The 25,420-nt window shown below is 71.2% G+C and carries 21 protein-coding genes and 1 pseudogene; 20 read left to right on the forward strand and 2 right to left on the reverse strand.

Translation table 11 applies throughout. The features are described 5' to 3' along the window. Positions 1-5: 5 nt before the first annotated feature. The 5 genes from EER30_RS16350 (at position 6) to EER30_RS16370 (ending at position 5,746) form a co-directional block, all read left to right on the forward strand. Positions 6-668 carry an HAD hydrolase-like protein gene (locus EER30_RS16350; protein ID WP_127501310.1) on the forward strand — a complete coding sequence of 221 codons (663 nt, stop codon included), beginning with the start codon at positions 6-8 and terminating at the stop codon, positions 666-668. Between the two features lie 79 nt (positions 669-747). Beyond that, positions 748-1,509, forward strand: a complete 762-nt coding sequence (locus EER30_RS16355) for an SDR family NAD(P)-dependent oxidoreductase (protein ID WP_164842346.1) — start codon at positions 748-750, stop codon at positions 1,507-1,509. After that, complete coding sequence (locus tag EER30_RS16360; protein ID WP_127501312.1) at positions 1,506-4,511, forward strand: SUMF1/EgtB/PvdO family nonheme iron enzyme; 3,006 nt, start codon at positions 1,506-1,508, stop codon at positions 4,509-4,511. The genes EER30_RS16355 and EER30_RS16360 overlap by 4 nt, the downstream gene beginning before the upstream one ends. Further along, positions 4,508-4,723 carry a hypothetical protein gene (locus tag EER30_RS16365; RefSeq protein ID WP_127501313.1) on the forward strand — a complete coding sequence of 72 codons (216 nt, stop codon included), beginning with the start codon at positions 4,508-4,510 and terminating at the stop codon, positions 4,721-4,723. Before EER30_RS16360 ends, EER30_RS16365 begins: the two co-directional genes overlap by 4 nt. Before the next feature lie 168 nt (positions 4,724-4,891). Next, positions 4,892-5,746, forward strand: coding sequence for a class I fructose-bisphosphate aldolase (locus EER30_RS16370; RefSeq protein WP_127501314.1), 855 nt, complete (start codon positions 4,892-4,894; stop codon positions 5,744-5,746). Here the strand turns inward: EER30_RS16370 and EER30_RS47075 are convergent. Continuing rightward, positions 5,691-6,155, reverse strand: coding sequence for a hypothetical protein (locus EER30_RS47075; RefSeq protein ID WP_164842347.1), 465 nt, complete (start codon positions 6,153-6,155; stop codon positions 5,691-5,693). The two genes, EER30_RS16370 and EER30_RS47075, sit on opposite strands and share 56 nt — an antisense overlap. Positions 6,156-6,241: 86 nt before the next feature. Between EER30_RS47075 and EER30_RS16385 the strand changes: the two genes are divergently transcribed. Together EER30_RS16385 and EER30_RS16390 are read left to right on the forward strand one after the other, a co-directional pair. After that, a complete protein-coding gene (locus tag EER30_RS16385) occupies positions 6,242-7,348 on the forward strand; it encodes a sensor histidine kinase (protein WP_127501317.1) in 1,107 nt (368 codons plus the stop codon). Next, the gene (locus tag EER30_RS16390; RefSeq protein WP_255436646.1) at positions 7,349-8,008 is read left to right on the forward strand and encodes a response regulator; all 660 of its coding nucleotides are present in this window, start codon (positions 7,349-7,351) and stop codon (positions 8,006-8,008) included. It abuts the gene before it with no gap. 3 nt (positions 8,009-8,011) lie between these two features. Here EER30_RS16390 and EER30_RS16395 read toward each other — a convergent pair whose 3' ends face one another. Beyond that, complete coding sequence (locus EER30_RS16395) at positions 8,012-8,797, reverse strand: SGNH/GDSL hydrolase family protein (protein ID WP_164842348.1); 786 nt, start codon at positions 8,795-8,797, stop codon at positions 8,012-8,014. 165 nt (positions 8,798-8,962) lie between these two features. Here EER30_RS16395 and EER30_RS16400 point away from each other — a divergent pair, with 165 nt between their 5' ends. The 13 genes and pseudogenes from EER30_RS16400 (at position 8,963) to EER30_RS16465 (ending at position 25,411) form a co-directional block, all read left to right on the forward strand. Next, positions 8,963-9,955 carry an NAD(P)-dependent alcohol dehydrogenase gene (locus tag EER30_RS16400; protein ID WP_127501319.1) on the forward strand — a complete coding sequence of 331 codons (993 nt, stop codon included), beginning with the start codon at positions 8,963-8,965 and terminating at the stop codon, positions 9,953-9,955. 803 nt (positions 9,956-10,758) lie between these two features. Next, positions 10,759-11,172 (forward strand): SAV_6107 family HEPN domain-containing protein, encoded by a 414-nt coding sequence (locus EER30_RS16405; RefSeq protein WP_432417547.1) that lies wholly within the window; start codon positions 10,759-10,761, stop codon positions 11,170-11,172. A gap of 257 nt (positions 11,173-11,429) precedes the next feature. Continuing rightward, a pseudogene (locus EER30_RS16410) lies at positions 11,430-12,191 on the forward strand (hypothetical protein); the annotation flags it as partial. A gap of 121 nt (positions 12,192-12,312) precedes the next feature. Continuing rightward, complete coding sequence (locus tag EER30_RS48695; RefSeq protein ID WP_240670085.1) at positions 12,313-14,544, forward strand: DNA polymerase Y family protein; 2,232 nt, start codon at positions 12,313-12,315, stop codon at positions 14,542-14,544. A gap of 287 nt (positions 14,545-14,831) precedes the next feature. Continuing rightward, complete coding sequence (locus EER30_RS16425; RefSeq protein ID WP_127501320.1) at positions 14,832-18,269, forward strand: error-prone DNA polymerase; 3,438 nt, start codon at positions 14,832-14,834, stop codon at positions 18,267-18,269. A 132-nt stretch (positions 18,270-18,401) separates the two neighbouring features. Beyond that, positions 18,402-18,851 carry an SSI family serine proteinase inhibitor gene (locus EER30_RS16430; protein ID WP_127501321.1) on the forward strand — a complete coding sequence of 150 codons (450 nt, stop codon included), beginning with the start codon at positions 18,402-18,404 and terminating at the stop codon, positions 18,849-18,851. Positions 18,852-18,883: 32 nt separating this feature from the next. After that, positions 18,884-19,630, forward strand: coding sequence for a methyltransferase domain-containing protein (locus EER30_RS16435; RefSeq protein WP_127501322.1), 747 nt, complete (start codon positions 18,884-18,886; stop codon positions 19,628-19,630). Between the two features lie 11 nt (positions 19,631-19,641). Continuing rightward, complete coding sequence (locus tag EER30_RS16440; RefSeq protein WP_127501563.1) at positions 19,642-20,799, forward strand: alkaline phosphatase family protein; 1,158 nt, start codon at positions 19,642-19,644, stop codon at positions 20,797-20,799. Between the two features lie 39 nt (positions 20,800-20,838). Then, positions 20,839-22,134: a DNA polymerase IV gene (gene dinB / locus EER30_RS16445; RefSeq protein WP_127501323.1), complete on the forward strand. Its 1,296-nt coding sequence runs from the start codon at positions 20,839-20,841 to the stop codon at positions 22,132-22,134. A 100-nt stretch (positions 22,135-22,234) separates the two neighbouring features. Next, positions 22,235-22,621 (forward strand): SCO2097 family morphological protein, encoded by a 387-nt coding sequence (locus EER30_RS16450; protein WP_127501324.1) that lies wholly within the window; start codon positions 22,235-22,237, stop codon positions 22,619-22,621. 284 nt (positions 22,622-22,905) lie between these two features. Then, a complete protein-coding gene (locus EER30_RS16455; protein WP_127501325.1) occupies positions 22,906-24,174 on the forward strand; it encodes an ATP-binding protein in 1,269 nt (422 codons plus the stop codon). 128 nt (positions 24,175-24,302) lie between these two features. Further along, complete coding sequence (locus tag EER30_RS16460; protein ID WP_127501326.1) at positions 24,303-24,635, forward strand: helix-turn-helix transcriptional regulator; 333 nt, start codon at positions 24,303-24,305, stop codon at positions 24,633-24,635. Then, a complete protein-coding gene (locus EER30_RS16465; protein ID WP_127501327.1) occupies positions 24,632-25,411 on the forward strand; it encodes a permease prefix domain 1-containing protein in 780 nt (259 codons plus the stop codon). Before EER30_RS16460 ends, EER30_RS16465 begins: the two co-directional genes overlap by 4 nt. The last annotated feature ends 9 nt before the right edge of the window (positions 25,412-25,420 follow it).

Genomic DNA, 25,420 nt, shown 5'->3' on the forward strand with positions numbered 1-25,420 from the left:
GCCCGATGACCGCCATCCTGTTCGACCTCGACGGCACGCTCGTCGACTCCGCCGACGGCATTCTCGGCTCCTTGCGTACGGCCCTGGCCGAGCTGGGCGTGCCGGAACCGGCTTCGGGTCTGGGCCGGGAACTGCTGGGGCCGCCGATGTATGTGACGCTGCCGCCGTTGCTGGGCACCGCGGCCGCCGAGGCTGTCATTCCGGTCTACCGCCGCGTCTACGCCGAGACCGGCTGGCTCCAGAGCGCCCCGTACGAGGGAATCGACCCGCTGCTCCGGGCATTGGCGGCCCAGGGGGTGCCGCTGACCGTGGCCACCAGCAAGCAGGAGGCGGCGGCCATGATGATCGTCGAGAAGCAGGGGTGGAGCGAGCTGATCTCGGATGTCTGCGGCGACACCCCGTCGGCCGGCCGCCCGACCAAGGCCGTCGTCATCGCGGCGGCGCTCGCCCGGCGGGGAAAGGGTCCGGCCGTGATGGTCGGCGACCGGAAGTACGACGTGATCGGCGCCCGGCAGAACGGTCTCGCCTGCTTCGGAGCCGGCTGGGGATACGCGGAACCGGGCGAGTTGCTCGAGGCCGGCGCGGCGGCGGTTTACGCCACCCCGGAGGCTCTGCTGCCCGCGCTTTGCCCGCCCGCTATCCAAAATGCACACCGGGCCGCGCGCTAGCCGATGGCGTGAGGAACGTATTACCCTGCGCTACAGGGATCGCGTCTGTGGGTCGGCGCCTGTCTGTGTCGGAGGCGATATGCCGGATGGCGTCTTCAGGAGTGCCCCGCATTTCCTTCGCGTGCTGGTCACCGGCGGCACGGGAACTCTCGGCGAGGCGATTCTGGTCGCCTTCGCCAAGGCCGGTCACCACACGACGTTCCAATATTTCAGCAACGACGAGGCCGCGACAAGGCTGACCGAGTCCCTGGGTGCCGCCGGGTTGAAGATCGATTTCTCGGGCGAATTCGAGCTGCCGAGCGCGGATTTCGACGTGCTGGTGAACTGCGCCGGAATCACCATCTCGGAGGAACGGACCCACTCGGTCGACCCCGCCGTCTGGGCCCGGATGATGCAGGTCAACGTCACCGCTCCCTTTCTTCTCGCACGGGCGGTGCTGCCGGGAATGCTGCACCGGGGGTGGGGCCGCGTCATCAATGTCGGAACGATCTACAGCCTGCGGGCCGCGCGGCACCGGGCGCCCTATGTGGCCTCCAAACACGCGTTGAGCGGCTTGACCAAGGTGATGGCCCTGGAATACGCGGGCACCGGCGTGACCTGCAACGAGATCTGCCCCAGCGCGGTCGACTCCGAAATGATCAATCGCATCGCGCGCCGCCGGGCCGAGATCCGGGGCGTGGCCGCCGAGGACGTGATCGCCGACTACCGCGCCCTGAATCCGACCGGACGACTGGCCACGGCGGCCGAGGTGGCGTCCGCGGTCGTCTATCTGGCCAGCCCGGAGGCCGGTTTCGTCAACGGGGTCTCCTTCCCGATCGACGGCGGGCAGATCGCCTCATGACCGCACCATCGCTTCGGCAGCGGCCGCGGTTCGGCATCTGGAGCGACAGTCACGTGGCCGCCGACGAGCTCCAGACCCTGCTCACTACGGGCGGGCAGCGGGCGGTGATCACCAAGAGCGACCGGGATCTGGCGGTCGAGTGCCTGATCGTGCTGACCCGGCGACCGCCGTCCCCCGCTGAGCGCGCGGTCCTGACGAGCCTGTTCAACGCGACCAAGATGACCATCGCGGTCGAGCAGTCGGACGACGCGGCCGCCGACGAGCGCTGGCCCCGCGACGTCAGTCTGCGGTGGACCGGCCAGATCAAGGAGCTGTCGGCGCTCGCCGCCGACTTGATGAACCTGGTTCGCCCGACCGGCCTCGTCTTCAGCCGCCTGCCGGTGCTGCTCCGCGCTCAGGAGGACCGTCCGGCCGCCGACGTGGCCGACAACCGGGCCGATCTCGTCGAGCGGCTGACCGGTCCGGTGAGCCCTCGCGTCGTCCGGGTGACCGACGAACTCTGGAAGGAGCTGCGCGAGCCGCGCCGAGCTCAGAGCCGGATGGACTACAGCCTGCGGCGGCTGGCCGGGTGGAGCGCCGACGAACGCAGTCGCGCCTTCGTCAATCTCCGGCTGACCCGCTCCGAGGAGCGCGCGGCGATGCCGGCCAAACCCGTGTCGCTCGACGACGTCGTGAACGACTCCCTGACGCGGCCACTGGTCCTGCTGCTGGGCGAGCCGAGCGCCGGCAAGAGCCTGCAGCTCCGATACTTCGACGCCCACGCCGCCCTGCGCTCGCTGCGGCGGCAGCCCGGAGCCGCGGTCCCCGAGACGTTCTACGTCGCTCTGAGCGACCAGCCGGCCCGCCCCGACATCTCGCTGGCCTGGCTGCGGCAGCGGTGGAGCGCGACCGTCGACGTGACCTCGTGGTGCGACTTCGACCAGTTCCTGGCCGACGGCGGCACGGTGCTGCTCGACGGGCTCAACGAGGGCGGCCTGCGCAGCCTCGCGCCCGAGGAGTGGATGTCGCAGTGGCGCGACGTGATCCAGGAGCTCTTCGAGCACGGCGCCGGACGGGCGGTCGTCAGCTGCCGCACCCGTGATCAGGCGGTCCGGATGAACGTGCCGCGCAACCGGCAGCCCACCTCGGTCACGATCCTCCCGCTGGCCAAGGAGGAGATCATCGCGATCGCCACCGAACGGGACGTCGGCATGGCCCGCCAGCTCGCCGCCGCCTTCAGCCGGGACCCGGGCCTGGTCGAGCTCTACTCCAGCCCGTTCGCTCTCAAGACGTTCCTGGACTCCGGCACCGCCTGGGTCGCGACGACGGGAGCCCGGCTCCTCGGGGTGGGCCTCTCGGCCGCGATCGTGCGGGAGTGGGACCACGACAACTCGCACGGCCGCCTGGTGCCGGGCGCCCGGGCGAGCAGCCTGGAGACCATCGCCCGGTCCAACCAGGACCCTTGGCCCGAGCTCGAGATGATCCCCCTGATCCGGGGGTTGTGCCAGTTCGCCAAGGAACTGACCCTGCCGGTGGGCGCGGACGGGCAGCCCCGGCCGGCGATGTCGCCCGGCGAGGCCGAGGAGTTTCTCGCCCAGGCCATCCAGCGGGTCGGCGGCTACCCGGTGAACCCGCACGAGGCCCTCGAGACGGCCAAGGACCTGCACGTCCTTCAGGTCGACAGCGGGAAGGTCCGCTTCACCCACCCGTCCATGCAACATCTGTTCGCCGCGGTCGGGTGCTCGATCGACGAACTCGTGGGACTCGCGGGTCACGAGTACGAACGCCCGCCGGTGCCGCCGATCGGTGTCCCGCCCGACGAGGTGCACCACCGCTACGAGGAGCTGTTCCGGTTCGCCGCGCAACTGCGGGGGATCGAGGTGCCGGACCGCCTGCTGCCCGTGGACCCGATCCTGGCCGCGCAGATCCTCCTCACGATCCGCCGCGGCGTGCCGGAATACACGGCCGTACGCGACCGCATCGTCACCCGGCTGCGAGCGGACCTCGACACGGTCTTCGCTCCGTCGGCCCGGATCGGGATCCTCGCTGCGCTGGGCGACCTCGGCTGGTCGCTGCCCTCGGCCGCCGACGGCGTTCCCAGCGCGGCGATGGTTGTGCCGGCGGGCACGTGGCAACTGGGTGGCCGGTCCGATCCGGAACGGGCCGAACGCAACGTGAGCAGCGAGGTCCGGTCGATCGAACTGCCGGCCTTCCGCATCTCGCGCTTCCCGGTGTCGAACGCCGAGTACGCCGCCTTCATCGACGACAAGGGGTACGAGGAGCAGAGCCTGTGGTCGCCCGAGGGCTGGCAGTGGCGCATGCGGCAGCGGGCCCACGAACAGTTCGTCGCCGACTGGCGGCGACGGCAGATCCGGCTCCGGCAGGACCATCCGGCCATGGCGATCGACCTGCTCCGGCGCAAGGAGGCGACGCCGGCCGGGGCGGCGGCCCTGGTGCGCTTCGCCGCGATGTCCGAGACCGAGATGTTCGAGTACGCCCGGGCGGTGCTTGCCCGTCCGGTCACCGCGCCCCGCTTCTGGCGCCGCAAGCAGCTCGGCAACAGGCTGCAGCCGGTCGTCGGCGTCTCGTGGTTCGAGGCCAACGCGTACTGTGCCTGGCTCAGCCGCCGTCTCGGGACCGTGGTGCGGCTGCCCAGCGAGAACGAGTGGGAGGCCGCCTGCCTGCGGTCGTGGGGAGTGCGGAAGACCACCGAACTGGACGGAAGCCCGCGGTCCTCGTTCGGCAACACCGCGGGCGCGGGCCGGCAGGCGACCACCCCCATCGGCGCGTTCGCCACCCGGGAGCAGGCCCGCCGCAACCTCGCGGTCGAGCTCATGGGCAACATCTTCGAGTGGGTCTTCGACTATTACGCGGCGGGTGACCACGCCCGGCGCATCCTCAAGGGCGGCTCCTGGCGGCACGAGAGCTGGCGTGCGCACCCGGCGTACCGTGGCCGGGGAGACGTTGCCGCGCAGAACGACGACGTGGGATTCCGTTATGTGATCACGGAGGAGTTCCTGTGAGTCACGAGGAGGGCAAGCCGCGCGACGACCACATGCGCGGCGGGCAGATCGACGTGGAGGACCCGATCGGCGAGATCACCACCCTCGCCGAGGATCCCGACTCCGACGACGGAGAAATTCTGCGCAAGCTGGAGGAGCTGGGCGCGACCCTGTCGGCCGACGAGATCTTCTCGGTGCTGGTCCGCTTCGACACTCCTGACGTCCTGGGCTGATCTTCCGCGTGTCAAGGTCCGCGAAACCGCCCATAACGCTTCTTTCTCTGCTTTCGTTGCGTACACGAACGACAGCGGAGCGAACGTGCACCGAATCGGTGATCGCACTGGGCTCGTGCTCGCGCTACCCTGTCGGTTTTCTTTTGCGGACAGTCAGCGGAGGTTCCCATGCTCAACCAGGTAGGTGCCCAGCGGCGGCTCCACCGGTTGGTGCCGGCCGGCCGGCCGGCACTGTGGCTTCCGCTGGACGACGGCCTCATCTCCGGCCCCGAGGACCATCTGCGCGACGTCCGCCACCTGTTGCGGCCCGAGATCCTCGAGCACGTGACGGCCGTGCTCGGCTTCCGCGGCCTGCTGCGAGGCGCCCAGGACGAGCTCGTCCGCGTTCCGACAGTCATGAACCTGAGCGCCAGCACCACCCTGGTCGACCACACCCGCAAGGTCACGGTCGGGTCGGTGGTCGACGCCGTGATGGCCGGGGCCGAGGCCGTCGCCTGTCACGTCAACCTGACCTCGCCGTACGAGGCCGAGCAGCTCACGATGCTCGGACGGCACGTCGCCGAGGCGCAGAACTATGGGCTCCCGGTCGTGGCCTTCGCCTATCCGCGCGGCCGCCGTGCGGACGGGACCGACGAGAACTACCTCACCCTGCGCGAGCAGGATCCGGAGCGGTTCACCGCGCTGGTCCGCCACAGCGTGCGGGTCGCGGTCGAGCTCGGCGCGTCCGTGGTCAAGACGATCTACACCGGATCGACCGAGTCGTTCCGGACGGTGGTCGACTCGGCCCTGGGCATCCCGGTGCTCATCGCCGGGGAGAAGCTCTCGGACGACGAGGACGCGATCAGCAAGGCGACCGGGGCGGTGCGCGGCGGGGCCGCCGGAATCGCCTACGGCCGGCAGATCTTCACGCGGCCCGACCCGGTTCCCTTCCTGTGGAAACTGCGCGGAGCCCTGGACGATCAGGTCCTCAGCGTTCCGTCCACCGCAGAGCTGACGGCTCGGCTGTCGCCGTCCCGGTCGTGACCCGCTCCAACCCACCGTCGGCGTGGCGAACCCACGATCGCCCGTACGAGTCCCCGACCTCGAGAGCCACGTCGCCCGACCGGCCCTCGAGCTCGACCGGCAGCTGAAGGGCCCTCGTCTCGCCGGGCCCCAGGCCCAGCCGGCCGGTGGTGGCCGGGTGGCCGGGAACGAAGGCGCGCACGGTGACGGCGACGTCGTTGCTGTTGCGCACCAGGGCCTTGCGGGGATTGACCCACCAGAGGGTGACGTGTGCGGCCTGGGCGCGCTCGGCGTCGTCCAGCTCTCGGCGGCGGTCACCGCGCGCTCGGTAGTAGGTCACCGCGGCCAGGCCCAGGGACGAGCCGGTCAGCACCGAGCCGACCCAGGACGGGACGTTGCCCCAGTCCCAGTTCAGCCACCCGGTCGGCACCCTTCGAGGGTACGTCGTTCGCGATGACCCGAAGGCTCGTACTTTAGTGGGGTCCGGATCCCGGCTCTTCTCCGTACGATCGGGGCGTGCGCGAGTGGCTCCGTTCCGTGTGGCGGGAACCCCGATCGCCCGATCCGCCGGCCCGGTTGCGGCGCGACTGGGCGCTCCTCGCTGCGATCGTCGTCGCCACCCTCCTCGAAGGGCTCCTGCGCACCGATCTCGCCTCCCCGGCGTACGGGATCGCTCTTGGTCTGGGTCTGGCCCCGACCGTGCTGTGGCGCCGCACCCGGCCGTTGCTGATGGTCGCGACGGCGTTCGTGACCTGCGCCGTCGTGCCGCTGTTCGTGGGTCATCAGCCCGAGGCGGCGTCGCTGTCGTGGCTGCTCGTGCTGCCCTACGCGCTGTTCCGCTGGGGTTCCGGCCGCGAGGCGGTGATCGGCGCCGCGCTGATCCTCGCCAAGATCGCGGTGTCGGCGCCGCTGAGCGACCTGGTCCTCGGCTACGTCGCGATGGTGGCCGTGTTCGGGCTGGCCACGACCGCGCGTTACCGGGCCCGGCTGTGGCTGCGCGGCATAGACGAGGCCAAGCTCCTCGAACGCGAGCGCATAGCCCGCGACCTGCACGACACGGTCGCCCACCACGTCTCGGCCATGGCCATTCGCGCCCAGGCGGGCATCGCCGTCAGCCGCCGGCATCCCGAGGCCGCGGTCGACGCGCTGCGGGTGATCGAGGCCGAGGCGACGCGGGCACTCGCCGAGATGCGCACGATGGTGCACGCCCTGCGGCGGGTGCAGCCGGCCGGTCTCGCGCCCAACCCCGGCCTGGCCGACGTCGCGACACTGGCCGGCGGGTCACCGGTCGTCGAGGTGTCGTTGAGCGGCGACCTCGCCGACGTCCCGGCCACCGTCGGCACGGCCGTCTACCGGCTCGCGCAAGAGTCGGTCACCAACGCGCGGCGGCATGCGCGGGGCGCCACCCGCATCGAGGTCAGCGTCGTGGCCGAGGAGGGCGAGGTGCGGTTGCGGGTCAGCGACGACGGCGAGGCCGGCCCGGCGGGCGGCGCACCCGGGTTCGGGCTGGTGGGCATGAGCGAACGGGCCGGGCTGCTCGGCGGCGTCTGCGAGGCGGGGCCGGGTCCCGGTCGAGGGTGGACGGTCACGGCCGCGCTGCCCCGCACGGGAGCGGTTGCCTAGGTGGAGTCCTACATCCGCGTCGTCGTGGCCGACGACCAAGAGATCGTCCGCACCGGGCTGACCATGATCCTGAACGCCGAGCCCGACATCAGGGTCGTGGGTGAGGCGGCCGACGGGCGACGGGCGGTCGAGCTCGCCCAGCGGCTGCGCCCCGACGTGTGCCTGTTCGACATCCGCATGCCGGGCATGGACGGCATCGAGGCCACCCGCCGGCTCGCCGGCCCCACGGTCGCCTCGCCGCTGGCCGTCGTCGTGATCACCACGTTCGACCTCGACGAATACGTCTATGCCGCGCTGCGGGCCGGGGCCCGCGGGTTCCTGCTCAAGGACGCCGGGTCGGCCCTGCTCAGCCAGGCCGTGCACGCGGCCGCCGGCGGCGACGCGCTGATCGCGCCGAGCATCACGACGCGGCTGCTCAAGGCGTTCGCCGGGGCCGGGCCGGCCGGGCCGCCGAGCCAGCCGATCGACCCGCTCACCGACCGCGAGGAAGAGGTGCTGGGGACGGTGGCACGCGGGCTCACCAATGCCGAGATCGCGCGCGAGCTGCACATCGGTCTCAGCACGGTGAAAACCCACGTGACCAACCTGATGACCAAACTGGGGGCGCGCAACCGGGTCGAGATCGCCATCTGGGCGTACGAGACCGGTCGTCGCTCCTAGTTCTTAGTGGCGCAGGGCTTTCTCGACGGCGGGCAGGTAGGCGTCGCGGTATCCGTCGGCGGTCGGGTGGAACGGCGCCTGCGCGGCCGGGCCGCCCATCCACGGCGCGGTGCCACACAGGCCGTGCCCGGCGAACCTCGGCTGCACGTCGGCGAAGCGCACACCGGCCCGCTTGGCCGTCCGCTTGATCTGGGCGTTGAGCACGTCCACGGCCTCGTTCAGCCCGGCCCGCTTGGCCAGGCTCGCCGGCGGCACGGTGGCGCAGTCCGGCGTGGTCTCGAAGAAGTGCGCGTACCCGGTCGTGACGACCTTGGCGTGCGGCGCCCGGCGGTGGATCGCGCGGTAGACCGCGTCGAGCCGGCCCGGCAGGGTCTCCTTGGTGAACTTCTCGGCGGTCGACACCACGGTCGCGCAGTCGGCGTCGGCGCCCTGCAGACAGGTGGCGAGGCCGCTGCTGAACCCGAGGTCGTTGCCGCCCACGGTGATCGTCACCAGGCGGGTGCGGCGGTCCAGGTGGCCGAGCTGCTTGGTGAGCACGTCGGCGGTGGTGGCGCCACTGCAGGAGTCGTACGAGAAGGTCGTGGTCTTGACCTTGGCGGCCAGCAGCGGGGCGTAACCGCCGGTGCCGCGCAGGCAGGTGGGGTCGGTGTACGGACCCGCGCCGACGCCGGCCGCGTAGGAGTCGCCCAGAGCGACGTAGCTGGTGGTCTTGGCGGAGGCCTGGGCGGCGGTCGGCACCAGCACCGCGACGGCGGCCGCGACGGCCACCGCGATCAGTCGGCGATTCACATTCGTCCCTTCCGGCGGTCCATGTCGGACCGTTCCGGATCTTCGAACGGCGCTTCTGATCAAGAGTTCAGACTTCTGACCGAGACGTGAGTCGTGCCACGGGGGGAGTTCGATCCGGCCTCCGCTCCGATCCGCGGGCTCGTCACGGCGGCCACCATGAGTTTCATGAAGGCCATCTATCAGGAGAAGTACGGTGTGGTGGGGCTCGAGGACGTGGCCGAGCCGGTCCCGGCCGCCGGTGAGGTGCGGGTACGCGTACGGGCGGCTTCGATCAACGCCCGCGACTGGCACGTGATGAGAGGCGACCCCTATCTGGGCAGGTTGATGCTGCCGGCGGTGATGGGTCCGGGCGGGCCCCGCCGCCGGATCAGGGGTACGGATTTCGCGGGGACGGTCGAGACGGTCGGCGCGGGCGTCGACCGATTTCAGCCCGGCGACGAGGTGTACGGGGACCTGGGCGACGCGCACGGAGCGTTCGCCGAGGTCGTGTGCGCTCCGGCCGACGCGATCGAGTTCAAGCCGGCCGGGCTGAGCTGGGAGCAGGCCGCGGCGATGCCGTTGGCCGGCGGGACGGCGCTGATGGGGCTGCGCGATGTGGCGCGGGTGCGGGCCGGGCGCCGGGTGCTGATCAACGGGGCCTCGGGCGGGGTGGGCACGTTCGCGGTGCAGATCGGCAAGGCGCTGGGCGCTTCGGTGACCGGGGTGTGCAGCACCCGCAACGTCACCCTGGTGCGGTCGCTGGGGGCCGACTCGGTGATCGACTACCGGACCGAGGACTTCGTCCGGTCGGGGCGGCGGTACGACGTGGTGTTCGACCTGGTCGGGAACCGGTCGCTGGGGGAGTTGCGGCGGGTGCTGGCGCCGGGCGGGACCCTGGTGCTCTCGGGCGGAGGGACGTTCCGTGGCCGTCCGCAGGTGTTCGGGCCGATGCGGTTGATCATCGGGGCGCAGATCGCCGGGCGCTTCGTTCGTTCCGGGCGCATTGTCGTGCTGGCGACGCCGCCCAGCCGGGAGTTGCTGGCCGGGCTGCGGGAGCTCGCCGAGGCCGGCCGGGTGGTTCCCGTGATCAACCGCACCTATCAGCTCGCCGAGGTGCCCGAAGCGTTGCGATATGTGGAGGAGGAGCACGCCCGGGCCAAGGTCGCCATCACAGTGTGAATTCGCGGCGCGGCGCGGTCTTGCTTTTTTGTCGTACGTCAGTGCTAGTCTTCTCTGTAGTTAGAACGGATGTTCGAAAGCCTCTCAAGGGGCCCGAGGGCGTCCGTTCCGGCGGCGGGAGCGGTGTTTCGCGGCACGGCTCCCGGGTGCGGCGCCCGCGAAGCGTCGCATGTGAGGCTCCGGGCATTCGCGGGTCCGGCGCCTTCAGACAAGGCAGGACCGTCGTCCGCCTCCCCCGACCCCCGGGCGGCGGGCGACGGACCCGCCGGCAGGTCCGGCCGGGTGTGGTGTGGGGAAGCTTCACACCCGGCCGGTCACCATCACGGGCCGCTGCGCCTTCCTCCGCAGCGCTCGGTTCGACCCGGCACGTCGGATGCGAGACACGCGAGGAGAAGCACATGGCGAGCCACACTGCGCCAAGCCTTTGGCCGGCTCCCGACCTGGCCCACGCCGATCACCCGGCGCGCCCGGCCCCGGCTGCCCAGCGCCCCGGCCCTTCGAGCGGCCCGGTTTCTTCCGGCCGCCCGGTGCCCCGCCCCGCTTCTTCCGGCCCGGATTCCGGCTCGGAGTCCGGCCGGTCCGCGCCCGCCTCGAGCCGATCGCGCTCGGCGGCATCGACTTCCGCCGTGCCTCGTCAGGCCGTGCCTCGTCAAGCCGTGTCCGACGCGGCGGCTTCCGGGGCGGCTGCCCCCGGGGCGGCTGCCCCCAGGTCGGCTGCTTTCGGGGCGACTGTTCTTGGGCCGTCCGTTCCGGGGCTGGCGCATGCGCCGACGGCCGCGGCGGCCCGGCCCGAGGCGCCGACCGTGCCGGCGCACATGCTGCCCCAGCGCACCCCCGCGCAGCTGCTGACCATCGCTCGCGAGGGCCTGGCCGAGGCGGCGCGCACCGGTCCTGACGGGCTGCGTTACGCCGCGGCCCACCTGGCTGCCCTGCGGGCGGCGGCGGCCGTGCTCGCGGCTCGGGCCCGGCCCGCTCCGGCCAGCCGGCGCAGCCGCGTGACCAGTGTTTGGTCGCTGCTGGTGCTGGTGGCGCCCGACTTCGGCGAGTGGGCCAACTATTTCGCCCTGGGCGCGTCCAAGCGGGCGGCGGCCGAGGCCGGCATCCCGCGGGTGGTCAGCTCCCGCGAGGCCGACGACCTGCTGCGCGCGGCCGAACAGTTCGTGGTCGTGGTCGAGTCTTCCCTGGGTCTCACCTACCAGCCGCCGCTGGCGGCCTGACCCCGCGCCACCCCGCTCCCGCGAGCGTCCACCGATCGGGCCGCCACCTGCCGCGGCCCGCCGGGCGATCTTCCCCTGCTCGGCGATCTCTTCCCCGGAGGTCGCCATCAAGCATGTCGTCGTGCGGTTCGCCCGTTCCGGCGTGGGGGCGGCGTTTCGGGTTGCGGGAGAAGGAAGTGGGACGACAGCGATGTCGGTGGAAGGCAGGAAGGCTCGTGACGTACGAGCGGAAACTGAGCAACAGAGTGAGGCAACACATGGCGGGACGCATGATCAGCGGTGCGGCCGCCCTTGCTGAACTGGTTCGGGCGGCGGGCGAGACCGAGACGGCAGGAGTCCACCGGACCCTGCCGGTCGCGCCCGAACTGAGCACCCTGCTGCCCGGCCACGGCCTGCGCCGCGGCAGTACCGTCGCGGTGGCCGCCGGCCGCTCCGCCACGGCTGCCGGTGGCACATCCCTGCTGCTCGCGCTGCTCTCCGAGGCGTCCCGCAGCGGCTCCTGGTGCGCGGTCGTCGGCGTACCCTCGCTGGGCGCGCTTGCCGCCGCCGAGAGCGGCATCGCCCTCGACCGGCTGGCTCTCGTGCCCGACCCCGGCCCCGAATGGCCCACCGTGGTGGCCGCCCTGATCGACGGCGTCGACCTCATCGTCCTGGCCGTCCCCGGCGGCGTCTCCGCCTCGATCGCCTCCCGCCTGGTGGCCCGCGCCCGTCAGCGAGGCAGCGTGCTGGTCCCGTACGGCGACTGGTCGGGCGCCGACGTGACCCTGCGTGTGCTGGAGGCCCACTGGGAAGGCCTCGACGAGGGCCACGGCCGCCTGCGCCGCCGCAAGGTGACCGTCCTGGCCCGCGGGCGCGGCGCCGCCGCCCGCCCCAAAGAAGTGACCATGTGGATGCCCGGCATCACGATCCGCCCCCTGACTCTTCCACCCACCCCCACTCGAGGCCGCCCACCGCAGTCCACGGTGGAACCCTCAACCACGCCTTCCCTGACTCCCGTCCCCTCGGAATCCCCTTCCCCGGTGGCGAGCCTCGACGCCCGGGTTCTTCTGTTCCCGGGCGGCGACCAACGGCCCGGCCGGGGCAAGCAGCACGACCACGTGACGGCGGTGGGGTGACGTGGGGAACGATCGCGGCCGCACCATGCTGCTCTGGTGCCCGGACTGGCCCGTCGTGGCCGCCGAGATCGTGCTCGGGGTGCCGGCCGCGCAACCCGTGATCGTGCTGCACGGCAACCGCGTGGTGGCCTGCTCCGAGACAGCGCGGCGCGAGGGCGTACGCCGGGGGCTGCGGCGACGGGAAGCGCAGAGCCGATGCCCGCAGGTCACCGCCATCGAGCACGACCCGGGTCGGGATGCCCGGGCGTTCGAACCCGTCGTGGCAGCCGTCGAAGACGTCGCGGTCGGTGTCGAGGTGATCCGGCCGGGGGCTCTGGCGTTCGCCGCGCGGGGGCCGTCCCGCTACTTCGGCGGGGAGGAGGCCGCGGCCGAACGGATCGTCGAGCAGGTCGCCGAGGCCTGCGCGGTGGAGAGCCAGGTCGGCATCGCCGAGGGCGTGTTCGCCGCGGGACTCGCCGCGCGGGCCGGACGGGTGATTCCGCCCGGGGAGACACCCGCTTTCCTCACTACCCAGCCGATCGAGGCGATCGAACGGCCCGAACTGATCGACCTGCTCAAACGGCTCGGCCTCAAGACGCTGGGTGAATTCGCGGCGCTGCCGGCCGGCGACGTGCTGACCCGGTTCGGCTTCGACGGGGCGCTCGTGCACCGGCTCGCGGGCGGCTTCGACCATCGCCCGCTCGCCGTCCGCAAGCCGCCGCCCGACCTCGAAGTCGCGGAGACCTACGACGAGCCGCTGGAACGGGTCGACGTGGCCGCGTTCGCCGGTCGCGCCCTCGCCGAACGGCTGCACGACAAGCTCGCCGCCCACGGCCTGGCCTGCACCCGGCTGGGCATCGAGGCGGTCACCGCGAACGGTCAGGAGCTGCACCGTGTCTGGCGCCACGACGGCACCCTCACCTCGGCCGCGATCGCCGAACGCGTCCGCTGGCAACTCGACGGCTGGCTGACCGGCGCCCGCCGCGGCGCTCCGGCCCGCCCGACCGCCGGCCTGGTGCGCCTACGCCTGATCCCCGACGGCATCCTCGTCCACCTGGGACTCCAGCCCGGCCTCTGGGGCGACGCCGGTGCCGACCGCGATCGCGCCCACCGGGCCTTCAGCCGCGTGCAGGGCCTGCTCGGCCCCGAGTCGGTGGTCACCCCGGTCCCGAGCGGCGGCCGCAACGCCGACGACCAGATCCGCCTCGTCCCCTGGGGCGACCAACGCGACCCCCACCGCCCGACGGCCCCGCACCCCATTCCCGTCCCCGGCGTAGAGACTGTCCCGGTGCTGGCCTCCCACATCCAGCCCGAGCTCACCTTCAACCTTTCCCAAGCCCCCGTACGCGACGAGCCCGCCCCCGATCCCGCCGCCCCCAAGCCTGTGTCCGCGCCCAAGCCCGTGCTGGTCAAGCCCGTGCCCGTTGTGCCCGCGCCGGTCAAGCCCGTGCCCGTCGTGCCCGTCGAGCCCGAGCCCGCCAAGCGCTCCGAACCCGCGCCCATGCCCGGTTTGGTGGCGCCCCCGGTTTACAGCTGGCCAGATCCTTTCGCGTCTCGGGGCGAACAAGACATTTCGGAGCTGGCGAGTGTGGTTCCGATCGCCCGACGCCGTTCCGTTCTCGAGGCCCTCTCCCAGAACGAGCAAGGAAGAAGGATCGAGGACGGGGAGAGCAAAGAGGAAGACCTCCGGGAAGTGCGCCGGCACCGCACCCAGATCGGCCGACGAGGAAACGAGGGGGAGCGGCGCGGAGAGGGAGGCGGCGAGTCGGCGGCCGGAGGCAGAAGCGAGGCCACGAGCAGAAGCGAGGCCACGGGCGGAGGTGGAGCCACGGGCGGAGGTGGAGCCACGCGCCTGGGCGGGGGCGAGGCCGTGGGCGGGAGTGAGGTGACCGTGGTGGCTGTGCCGGGGCGGCGGGGGCGGAAGGGGCGGGTGGCCACGCCGCCGGTGTTGCCGCCGTGGCCCGGGCGGTTGCCGAAGCCGGCGCCCGCGTTGGTGCTCGCGCAGCCGCTTCCGGCGGTGGTTCTCGATCGGGACGGGGAGCCGGTGGGAGTCAGCGCCCGCCTCGAGCTCACCGGCGCCCCGGCGGCCCTGATCGTCGAGCGTGCGCATCCGGTCGGGGTCACGGGCTGGGCCGGGCCGTGGCCGATCGATGAGCGGTGGTGGGATCCCGTCGAGTCACGCCGCCGGGCCCGCTTTCAGATGGTCCTGGCCGACGGCCGGGCGTTCCTGCTGAGTTTGTCCGCCGGTCACTGGGCGGTGGAGGCCGTCTATGACTGACGAACGAGCGAGAACTTCCGCCAAGACCAAAGACCGGGTGAAGCCCACCGCCGACTTCAAGGAAACAGGGCTCTCCCGCGGCGACCGTTCAGGATTTCAAGGAGGTAGGGCCCTCGGCGCGCTCCAAGACCCCCACTTCCTTGTCCTTAAGTTGATCAAGCTGATGGGTGCTTCTGTCTGTGAGCTGATCAAGCGGTGGGCTGGCCCGGGCGGGTCCGGGTCCGGGCGCGCGGTCTGGGCAGTGCAGTTCCAGGGTCAAGGTGCGCATGGGTTCAGGGAACAAGAGTATGGGATTTCATAACCCGAAGATGTCGTGGTCCGAATTGGAGAGAACGCTTTCCGGGAAGGGGAACGCGAACGCGAACGGGAACGGGAGCGCGAACGGGAAGGGGAACGGGAGCAGCGGGAAGGGGAAAGGGCAGGAGAAAGGACAGGGGGAGCGGCATCTGCAGCCGGTCGTCGATCCGCTGGCGGTCGACGGGGACGGTGGGGATTCGCCCGCCTGGTCGCGTAAGAGGCAGCCCTATGAGGCGCCCGCGCTGATCCGGCGCGAGCCGGTCACGCCCTATGCCGAACTGCACTGCCACAGTAATTTCAGTTTTCTCGACGGGGCCAGCCATCCGGAGGAGCTCGCCGAGGAAGCCGCGCGGCTCGGATTGAACGGGCTGGCCGTCACCGACCACGACGGTTTCTACGGCGTGGTGCGGTTCTCGCAGGCCGCCCGCGAACTCGGGCTGCCGACGATCTTCGGGGCGGAGTTGTCGCTCGATCTGGCCAAACCGCAGAACGGTGAGCCCGATCCGGAGGGCCGCCATCTGCTCGCACTCGCGCACGGTCACGAGGGGTACGCCCGATTGGCCGCCGTCGTTTCGCGGGGCCAGCTCGCCGGTGGTGAGAAGGGCAAGCCCGAGTACGGCGATCTGGAGGACATCGCCGAAACGCTGCGCGACCACGTGCTCGTGCTGACCGGCTGCCGGAAAGGGCCGGTCCCGTTGGCGCTGGCCACCGGGGGAGTCGACGCCGCGGCCGCCGAGCTCGACCGGCTCGTCGACCTTTTCGGGCAGCCCAACGTCGCGGTCGAGCTGACCGCCCACGGCGACCCTTATGACGACGACCGCAACGACATTCTTTTCGCGCTCGCCAAGAGCCGCAGTCTGGAGGTTGTCGCCACCAACAATGTGCACTACGCGAATCCGGCCCGGCGCCGGCTCGCCACCGCCCTGGCGGCTGTGCGGTCGCGGCGCAGTCTCGACGAGATCGACGGCTGGCTGCCCGCCGCCGGAACCGCCCATCTGCGCGGCGGGGACGAGATGGCCCGCCGTTTCGCCGCCTATCCGGGGGCGGTGGAGGCGGCCGCGATGTTCGGCGAGGGGCTCGCTTTCGACCTCAATCTGGTCGCGCCGCGGCTGCCCGACTTCCCGATTCCTGAGCCGGGGTACACCGAGATGACCTGGTTGCGCGAGCTGACCATGCGCGGCGCCCGCGAGCGCTACGGCCCGCCCGAGGCCCACCCCAGGGCCTACGAGCAGATCGAGTACGAGTTGCGGATGATCGACGAGCTGGGTTTTCCGGGCTACTTCCTGGTCGTCTACGACATCGTGCAGTTCTGCCGCGACCAGAACATCTATGCCCAGGGGCGAGGGAGCGCCGCCAATTCCGCCGTCTGTTATGCCCTGCGTATCACCAATGTGGACGCCGTCGCTCACAACCTGCTCTTCGAACGGTTTCTCGCGCCGGAACGGGACGGCCCGCCCGACATCGACGTCGACATCGAATCGGACCGGCGGGAAGAGGTCATCCAGCACGTCTACCGGAAGCACGGCCGCGAGCACACCGCGCAGGTCGCGAACGTCATCTCCTACCGGCCGCGTTCGGCGGTGCGCGACATGGCCAAGGCGTTCGGGTTCTCGCCCGGCCAGCAGGACGCGTGGAGCAAACAGATCGACCGGTGGGGGAGCGTGGCCACGGTCGATGTCGAGGACATTCCCGCGCAGGTGGTCGAGTTCGCCAATCAGGTGCAGGACTTCCCGCGCCACCTCGGCATCCATTCGGGCGGCATGGTGATCTGCGACCGGCCGATCATCGAGGTGTGCCCGGTGGAATGGGGACGTATGCCGGGGCGCACGGTGCTGCAATGGGACAAGGACGACTGCGCGGCGATCGAGCTGGTCAAGTTCGATCTGCTGGGGCTCGGCATGCTTTCCGCGCTGCGGTACGCGTACGAAATGATCGAATCTGATCTGGACATCTCCACCATGGACCTGACCGACGCCGAGGTCTACGACATGCTCTGCCGGGCCGATTCGGTGGGCGTTTTCCAGGTGGAGAGCCGCGCTCAGATGGCGACCCTGCCCCGGCTCAAACCGCGCGAGTTCTACGACCTGGTGGTGGAGGTCGCGCTGATCCGTCCCGGCCCGATCCAGGGCGGCTCGGTCCATCCGTACATCCGGCGCAAGAACGGCCTCGAAGAGGTCACCTATCCACATCCGCTGATGCGCAACGCGTTGGAGAAGACGCTCGGCGTGCCGCTCTTCCAGGAACAGCTCATGCAGCTCGCGATCGACGTGGCCGGATTCGAACCGGCCGAGGCCGACCAGCTGCGGCGCGCGATGGGCTCGAAGCGGTCGGTCGAGAAGATGGAGAGGATAAAAGACCGCCTGTACGCCGGGATGGCCGAACGCGGCATCGTCGGAGAGCTCGCCGACGACCTTTTCGTGAAGCTGTCCGCGTTCGCCAGCTACGGCTTCCCGGAAAGCCACTCGATGAGCTTCGCCTATCTGGTGTACGCGAGCGCGTGGCTGAAGCGGTACCACCCGGCGGCTTTCTGCGCGGCGCTGCTCAACGCCCAGCCGATGGGCTTCTATTCACCGCAGTCATTGGTCGACGACGCCCGGCGGCACGGGGTCGAGGTGCGCCGGCCCGACATCAACCTGAGCAACGCGGCGGCCACGCTCGAATCGACGCCGAAGACCCGCTGGGGGGCGTTGCCGGGGGAGCCGCCGCACGCGTGGGGGCTGGGCGGGCCGGCCGTCCGGCAGGGGCTGGCCAGCATTCGTACGCTCGGCGAGGACCTCGCGAAGCGCATCGAGGAGGAGCGGCGGGCCCACGGGCCGTACCGGGGAATGACTGACCTGTCCCGGCGTACGGGCTGCTCCACCAACCACCTGGAGGCGCTGGCCACGGCTGATGCTTTCGCGGGGTTCGGGCTGTCGCGGCGGGAGGCGCTGTGGGCGGCGGGGGCGGCCGCGCAGGACCGGCCCGACCGGCTGCCGGGCACGGTGACCGGCACCGACGCGCCGATGCTGCCCGGCATGAGCGAGGTCGACGTGCTGGTGGCCGACGTGTGGGCCACCGGGTTGTCGCCCGACGCGCATCCGGCCCAGTTCATCCGGGCCGACTTCGACAGGGCGGGGGCGATCCCGATTGCGAAGCTGGGACGAGTCGAAGCGGGGACACGGATCCGGGTCGGCGGGATAGTCACGCATCGGCAGCGGCCGGCGACGGCGGGCGGGGTGACCTTCGTGAACCTGGAGGACGAGACCGGCATGCTGAACGTGACCTGTTCACCGGGGCTGTGGCAGCGCTATCGGCGGGTGGCCCGGACGAGCACGGCGCTGATCGTCCGCGGCCGCTTGGAGAAGGCCGAGGGCGTCCTCAACCTGGTCGCCGACCGCCTCGAAGCCGTGACCCCTCCGGTCGCCCCGGCCTCCCGCGACTTCCGCTGAGCGGCGTCCTCTCCTTCCTTGACCGCTTCACTTCGCCCTTCACGCCCCGTTCTCCGTACGCCTCCACGCCCGCCGTCCTCCCCGCGCCACCCCCGCCCATGTCAGCCTCGCCCGTTTTGTACCTTTAATGGCATGTATCGGATTCTGCTGGCGCTCGGTCTGGCGGCTGTCGCCGTCGCGGCCCCCGCCCACGCCGCCGTGATCGGACCCGGGCCCGACCCGCGCCCCTCCTATGGCGAACCCCCGCGCCCGACCGGCTCGGCCGCCACCACGCCGGCGACGTCTCCGGAATGGCTCACTCTCAGTTACCTCGCCGAGGCGGGCTTCGCGGGCGCCGTCAAGCTCTCCTGCGATCCCGTCGGTGGCGGTCACCCGCACGCCGCCGCGGCCTGCGCGACCCTGACGGACGTCGACGCCGACCCTGGCAAGATCAAGGCCGAGTCGCGCCTCTGCGTGCTGCTCTACCAGCCCGTCACGGCCACCCTGAGCGGCACCTGGCACGGCCGCGAAGTGGAGTGGACGCGCCGTTTCGGCAACACCTGCGAGATGCGCCGCGCCACCGGGGTCCTCTTCCAGTTCTGAGGGGTGTCCCACTCTGCCGTTACGCTGCCCGTGTGGAAAACGCATCGACGCGAGCAGCGCGCCCGCTCGTCTCCGCCCGCACCGCCGCCGTCTGGGTGGTGCTGCGCCGTGAGCTGGAACGACACGCCGGCCGTGAGCTGACCGTGCTCGACGTCGGCGGCGGCACGGGTGGGTTCGCCGTGCCGATGGCCGAGGCGGGGCACACCGTCACCGTCGTCGACGCCAGCCCCGACGCCCTGGCCGCGCTGACCCGCCGGGCGGCCGACGCCGGGGTCGCCGACCGGGTGCGGGCCGTGCAGGGCGACGGCGACGCGCTGGCCGGCCTGGTCGCCCCCGGCAGCGTCGACCTGATCCTCTGCCACGCCGTGCTCGAGGTCGTCGACGACCCGTCCGGCGTGGTCGCCGCGATCTACGGCGCCCTGCGTCCCGGCGGAGCGGTGAGCCTGCTGGTGGCGAGCCGCGCGGCCGCGATCCTGGGCCGCGCGATCAACGGTCACCTGCGCGCGGCGACCGCGCTCGCGTCCGATCCCGAGGGCCGCGCCGGCACCCGCGACACGCTGCGCCGGCGTTACGACGCCGACAGCGCGGCGGCCCTGCTCAACTCGGCCGGCCTTCAGGTCGAGCAGACCCATGGCGTACGCGTCCTGGCCGATCTTCTGCCGTCGTCGGTGATCGAGGAAGATCCGCAGACGCTGCTCGACCTCGAACTCGAGCTGTCGTCGCGGCCGCCGTTCCGTGACATCGCCTCCCAACTGCACCTCTTCGCCCGCAAACCGTGACAGCGGCCCCGCTGGTCGTGCCCGACGACCATCTGCCCGACGTTGCCTTCCAGCCCGTGCGACCCGCGTACGGGGTGGGCAGCCTGGCCGACGTGCTTCCGAGCGTGTCGGCCGTGCTCGGCGTGCCGGGGGCGCCCGACGTGCTGGGCCTGCGCGATCAGCTCGACGGGGTCGACCGGGTCGCGGTGCTGCTCGTCGACGGGCTGGGCGCACATCAACTGCCCATGGTGACGGCGCACGCCCCGATCGTCGGCGAGCTTGCCAGTCGTACGCTGACCTCAGGTTTCCCTTCGACCACGCCGGTCAGCCTGGTCACGCTGGGGACCGGTGCGACGCCCGGCGAGCACGGGGTGCTCGGCTTCACCGTGCGGCGGCCCGACGGGCGGGTCCTGAACCACATCCAGTGGAAGCACGACCCCGATCCGGCGCTGTGGCAGCCGGTGCCGACGTGTTTCCAGGTGGCCGCGGCGGCGGGGGTGGCGAGCACGGTCGTCAGCAAGCCGGAGTTCGAGGGCAGCGGCCTCACGGTCTCGGCCTATCGGGGCGCCGGCTATCTCGCGGCCGGCGGCTCGAGCGATTCGCTGGCCGACCGCATGCTGTCGGCGCTCGCGGCCGGGCCGGGGCTGGTCTACGGCTACTTCGCCGACCTCGACAACTACGGCCACGGGCACGGCGTCGGCTCCGCTGCTTGGGGTGACGCGGCCCGCGAGGTGGGCTGGCTGCTCGACCGGCTCGTGCACGGCCTGCCGCCCCGATCGGCGCTGCTCGTCACGGCCGACCACGGGCAGATCAACATCCCGGCCGCCGCGCGATTCGACATGGCGGACATTCCGGCGCTGGGCGAGGGCATCGTCGGCGTGACGGGTGAGCCGCGCGTCCGATACCTCTATACCGTTCCCGGCGCCCTCGACGACGTGGTCGCGACGTGGCGCGGGGTCTTCGGGGCGTCGGCCTGGGTGCTGACCCGTGACGAGGCGATCGACGGTGGATGGTTCGGCCCGGTGCCGGCCGATCACCGTGACCGCATCGGCGAGGTCACGGTCATCTGCCAGGGCCGCGCGATCGCCCTGGCCGGGGGCTGGGAGCCGCCCACGGTGGGCCGCCTGATCGCCTACCACGCCTCCGTGACCGCCGCCGAGATGGAGATCCCCCTCCTCGTCGCCCGGTGACCGGCGTTTTTGTCAGAGGGTCGGGCTAGCCTCGCTGGCGTGGGTCGCAGTCAGGCAGTTCCGCGAGGGCGCGACCCGCGTTTCGGCCCCGGTGCCGACGACGCGGGTTGCACGATCCTCCACGTCGACATGGACGCGTTCTTCGCCTCGGTCGCCGTCCGGTCCCAGCCCGAGCTGCGCGGCAAGCCGGTCGTGGTCGGCGGCGTCGGTCCCCGCGGCGTGGTCAGCTCGGCCAGCTACGAGGCCCGTCGCTTCGGCGTACGCAGTGCCATGCCGACCGCCCGGGCCCGCGCGCTCTGTCCCCGGGCGATCTTCCTGCCCGTCGACGGTCCCGCCATCGCCGAGGCGTCCAAGGCCGTCATGGCGATCTTCCGCGACGTCACCCCGCTGGTCGAGCCGCTCTCGTCCGACGAGGCCTTTCTCGACGTGGCCGGTGCCCAGCGCCTGCTCGGCCGCCCCACCGAGATCGCCCGGCTGATCCGCCGCCGCATGATCGACGAGCAACAGCTCACCTGCTCGGTCGGCGTCGCCCCCACCAAGTTCGTGGCCAAGCTCGGCTCCACCCGGGCCAAACCCGACGGCCTGGTCGTCGTCCCCGGCCCCCTCGTCCTCGACTTTCTGCACCCACTGCCCGTCGATGCGCTCTGGGGCGTCGGCGAGCGCGCCGCCGAGACCCTGCGCCGCCTGGGCCTGACCACGGTCGGCGAGATCGCCAACGCCCCCCTCGGCATGCTGCGCGGCGCCCTCGGCGAGGCCTCCGCCGTCCACCTGCACGAGCTCTCCTGGGGCCGCGACCCGCGCGGCGTCAGCCCCGAGCGCGAGGAAAAATCGATCGGCGCCGAGATGACCTTCGACACCGACATCGCCGACCCCGTCATGATCCGCAAGAGCCTGCTGTCCCTGGCCGACAAGGTCGGCGCCCGGCTGCGCGCGAGCGGCTTCGTCGGCCGCACGGTCGCGATAAAGGTGCGTCTGGCCGATTTCCGCACGATCAACAGGTCCCGCACGGTGCACACGAGCACCGATGTGGCGCGCGAGATATTTGAGATTTCCTGGGCTTTGTTCACGGCGCTCGGCGCGAGCCAGCACATCCGCCTCGTCGGCGTGCGCGTCGAGGGCCTCACCCCCACCGCGACGACGTCTCGGCAGCTCAGCCTGGGTGAACCCGAGCGCGGCTGGCGCGAGGCCGAGGCCGCGAGAGACGCTGTGGTCGCCCGATTCGGCCGCGCGAGCGTCGGCCCGGCCAGTCTTTTGGGACGAAGCGATCTCCGCAGAACCGAAAATCACCCGCACTCGACGGTCGTCCCGCTTTCCGACCCGCCAACCCCCTCGTAGACTTGCTCGGTAAGGCAGCCGACGGCTGTCCCGCGCCACTTACCTCAGTGACACCCCGACCCCGCCTGGGGGGTTGGATCTGCGCCCGGGGAGGAATGCCGTGCCGCTCTCGGAGCACGAGCAGCGGCTGTTCGATCAGATCGAGCGGTCGCTTGCCGAGGACCCCAAGTTCGCCTCGGCTGTGCGGGCCAGCGACCCGCGTTTCCACGCGCGTCGCCGGCTTCTCGTCGCCGCGTTCATCATCGTCCTTGGCCTAGCGCTGGTCGTTTATGGCACGGTCAGCAGAACGACGCCTTTGGGCGTCGCCGGCTTCGTGGTCATGCTGGGCGCCGCCGCGTTCGCGATGCAGTCGCGCCGCAAGGGCTCGGCCCCCGACCTGCAGGCCGTGGGCGGCACCGCCACGCGCCGCACCCGCCAGGCCCGCAAGTCCGGCCTCCTGGACCGCCTCGAAGACCGCTGGCGCCAGCGCCCCGAGGGCCACCGCTGACAACCCGTCAGCCCTCGCGACCCGGCAGCAACGCCCGGCCGCTTCCTTCGGCATAACAAAAGACTGGTCCCTCCCGAGATCAGCCCTCAGATGGCGGCCTCCGGCCGCCATCTGCCGTTCCGCGCCATTGTCAGCCGGACCCGCCCTGACGGAGTCTCGCGGAACTCTGTGGATCCCGGGTCGGTCAGCGCGGGTGCGATCAGCGGAGCAGAGGGCATTCGATTGGAAGCCTAGGGGGTGTGCATTTGGAAGACTAAAGCGTGTGCTTTTGGTAGAGTGGACTGATGGTCGAGTACCGGCGCCGTGTTCTGGACGATGCCTTGGATGAGCTCCAGCCGCATCTGCGTGCCCTGTCGATCCATGGCCCCAAAGGCGTCGGAAAGACCGCGACGGCGATGCGACGTGCCGCGTCGGTCGTCGATCTGAGTCTTCCTGCCCAGCGAGAGATCCTCGCTGCTGACCCTTCTCTCCTGTCTCGTCTGCCTGGGCCGGTGCTCGTGGATGAATGGCAGCGACTGCCCGAGGTGTGGGATCAGGTTCGTCGCGCTGTCGATTCCGGCTCGCCGCCAGGGCACTTCATCATCGCCGGCAGTTCGGCGCCGCGGGGCGCGGTGGTTCACTCCGGGGCCGGCCGGATCGTCCCGATGCGCATGCGCCCTCTCAGCATGGCGGAACGGAACGTCGAGACCCCGACCGTGAGGCTGTCGGCTCTGCTGGCCGGCAGCCGCGACATCAATGGGCGCAGCGGGCTGCGACTGGCTGACTATGTCGAAGAGATCACGGCGTCGGGGTTCCCCGCCATCCGAGGACTGCCGCCTCGGGTCCGCCGGGCCGAACTGGACGCGTACCTGGACAACGTCGTGGAGCGAGAGTTCCCTGAGCAGGGTTACCCGGTCCGCCGTCCGGCTGTGCTGCGTGCGTGGCTTGCCGCCTACGCCGCTGCGACGTCGACGACGGCGACCTATTCCAAGATTCTCGACGCGGCCGCTGCCGGTCTGGCGAACAAGCCGGCCAAGGAGACCACGCTCGCCTATCGTGACGCCCTGTCATCGCTGTGGCTGCTCGACGACCTTCCACCGTGGATTCCCGGACACAACCACCTCGATCGGCTCGGCCAAGCTTCGCGGCACCATCTGGCCGACCCGGCGTTGGCCGCCCGGCTGTTGGGCCTTGATGCCGACGCACTGCTGCGCGCCGAACAAGGAGACACCAACCTGTCCGAGGGCACGATTCTCGGCGCTCTTTTCGAGCATCTCGCGGCGCTCAGCATCCACACGTACGCCGAGGCGGCCGAGGCGCGGGTAAGCCACCTACGGACTCGTAACAACATTCACGAGGTGGATCTGATTGTCCAGCACGCCGACGGGAGGGTGCTGGGCATTGAGATCAAGCTGGCCGACCGCGTCGAAGACGCCGACACCAAGCACTTGCATTGGCTGCGCGGCCGGATCGGCGAAGACCTGATCGACGCCGTTGTCATCTACGCCGGTGAGCACGCCTACCGTCGAGGTGACGGCATCGCCGTCCTTCCGTTGGCCTTGCTCGGCCCCTGAAACAGCACCTCAGCGCTCTTCCCACGTTCTACACCGAAGCTAGCGATCGCGGCCTGGCCGTCGCGCCCTGGTGGGACTGACCATCGCGGCGTTGACACCTCGGTTGCCTATGCCTAGGTTGCCAAGGTATGGATGTCCGGGGTCATCTCGATCTGCTGCTGTTGGCGGTGCTGGCCGACGCTGGGCCTGTTCACGGTTATGCCGTGATCACGGCTTTGCGGGATCGGTCGGACGGCGCCTTCGACGTGCCGGAGGGCACTGTCTATCCGGCATTGCACCGGCTGGAGCGCGCCGGGTTGGTGGTCAGCCGGTGGGAACAGGCGGCTCCCCGGCGGCGCCGCGTCTACGAGCTGACCCGCGAGGGGCGCGAAGCCCGGGTGGCCAAGCAGAGTGAGTGGCGCCGGTTCGTTGACGGCGTTCAGGCCGTGCTCGGGCCCGCCGCCACGCAGGTCCCGGCGTGACCGCGCCGACCGGTGACGGGCCGGTGGAGCAGTATCTCGACGAGATGTTCGACCGGCTGGCCGGCACCGGACCCGCCGGCCGTCGCATGCTGGCCGAGGCGGAGAGCCACCTGCTCGCGGCCGTCGAGGACGGACGCGATCGCGGCCTGGACGCCGAGGCGGCCGAGCGGGAGGCCATCGCGCGGTTCGGCACCGTGACCACGGTCGTCCGGCACGTTCCGGTCGCCACGGGTGAGGTTCGGCAGAGGCTTCGCCACCTGCTCAGCGTCGTGTGGGTCGCGGCCGGGGCCGTCTTGCTCTGGTGGGGCGGCAGCGGTGTGATCACCTGGCTGCTCAGCGGGCCGTGGACCCGATTGCTCATCGCGACCGACCGGTTCGGAGCTCAGCCAGATATGTGCGAGCGCCCGTGGGTGCCGTTGAATCCCGCGGTCGACTGCTTCACGCAGTACCGCGAATACCTCAACCTCCTACCGCACGGGGGTGACCGCGACACCTATCCGTGGGTCGCCGTCGGCGGCGTCGCCGTGTTGGTCGCCTGGCTGATCGTGCGGCGCGTCACCGCTCTCGGCACGCCGAGGATGATCCTGCTGAGTGTCCCCTTCGGCCTCGCCGCGCTGGTGCTGACGACGTACGGCGTTCTCGGGGTCTTTCACCAGGCGCAGAACTGGGCCCTGAGCTACCTTGTCGCCGGGCTGTTCGCCGCCGGGACAAGCGTCGCGGCGCTCGTCAACAGGAATGCCGCCCCCGACCAGGCCAGGGGCGGCATCTCCAGGTGAGCTCGTGGA

Source organism: Actinoplanes solisilvae (genome assembly GCF_003999975.1).
GTDB lineage: Bacteria > Actinomycetota > Actinomycetes > Mycobacteriales > Micromonosporaceae > Actinoplanes > Actinoplanes solisilvae.

Excerpts from the sequence above, each read along its gene's own strand:
- EER30_RS16350 (WP_127501310.1), top strand. The coding sequence starts at position 6 with ATGACCGCCATCCTGTTCGACCTCGACGGCACGCTCGTCGACTCCGCC.
- EER30_RS16355 (WP_164842346.1), top strand. The coding sequence starts at position 748 with ATGCCGGATGGCGTCTTCAGGAGTGCCCCGCATTTCCTTCGCGTGCTG.
- EER30_RS16360 (WP_127501312.1), top strand. The coding sequence starts at position 1,506 with ATGACCGCACCATCGCTTCGGCAGCGGCCGCGGTTCGGCATCTGGAGC.
- EER30_RS16370 (WP_127501314.1), top strand. The coding sequence starts at position 4,892 with ATGCTCAACCAGGTAGGTGCCCAGCGGCGGCTCCACCGGTTGGTGCCG.
- EER30_RS16400 (WP_127501319.1), top strand. The coding sequence starts at position 8,963 with ATGAAGGCCATCTATCAGGAGAAGTACGGTGTGGTGGGGCTCGAGGAC.
- EER30_RS48695 (WP_240670085.1), top strand. The coding sequence starts at position 12,313 with ATGCTGCTCTGGTGCCCGGACTGGCCCGTCGTGGCCGCCGAGATCGTG.
- EER30_RS16425 (WP_127501320.1), top strand. The coding sequence starts at position 14,832 with ATGGGATTTCATAACCCGAAGATGTCGTGGTCCGAATTGGAGAGAACG.
- EER30_RS16430 (WP_127501321.1), top strand. The coding sequence starts at position 18,402 with ATGTATCGGATTCTGCTGGCGCTCGGTCTGGCGGCTGTCGCCGTCGCG.
- EER30_RS16455 (WP_127501325.1), top strand. The coding sequence starts at position 22,906 with ATGGTCGAGTACCGGCGCCGTGTTCTGGACGATGCCTTGGATGAGCTC.
- EER30_RS16460 (WP_127501326.1), top strand. The coding sequence starts at position 24,303 with ATGGATGTCCGGGGTCATCTCGATCTGCTGCTGTTGGCGGTGCTGGCC.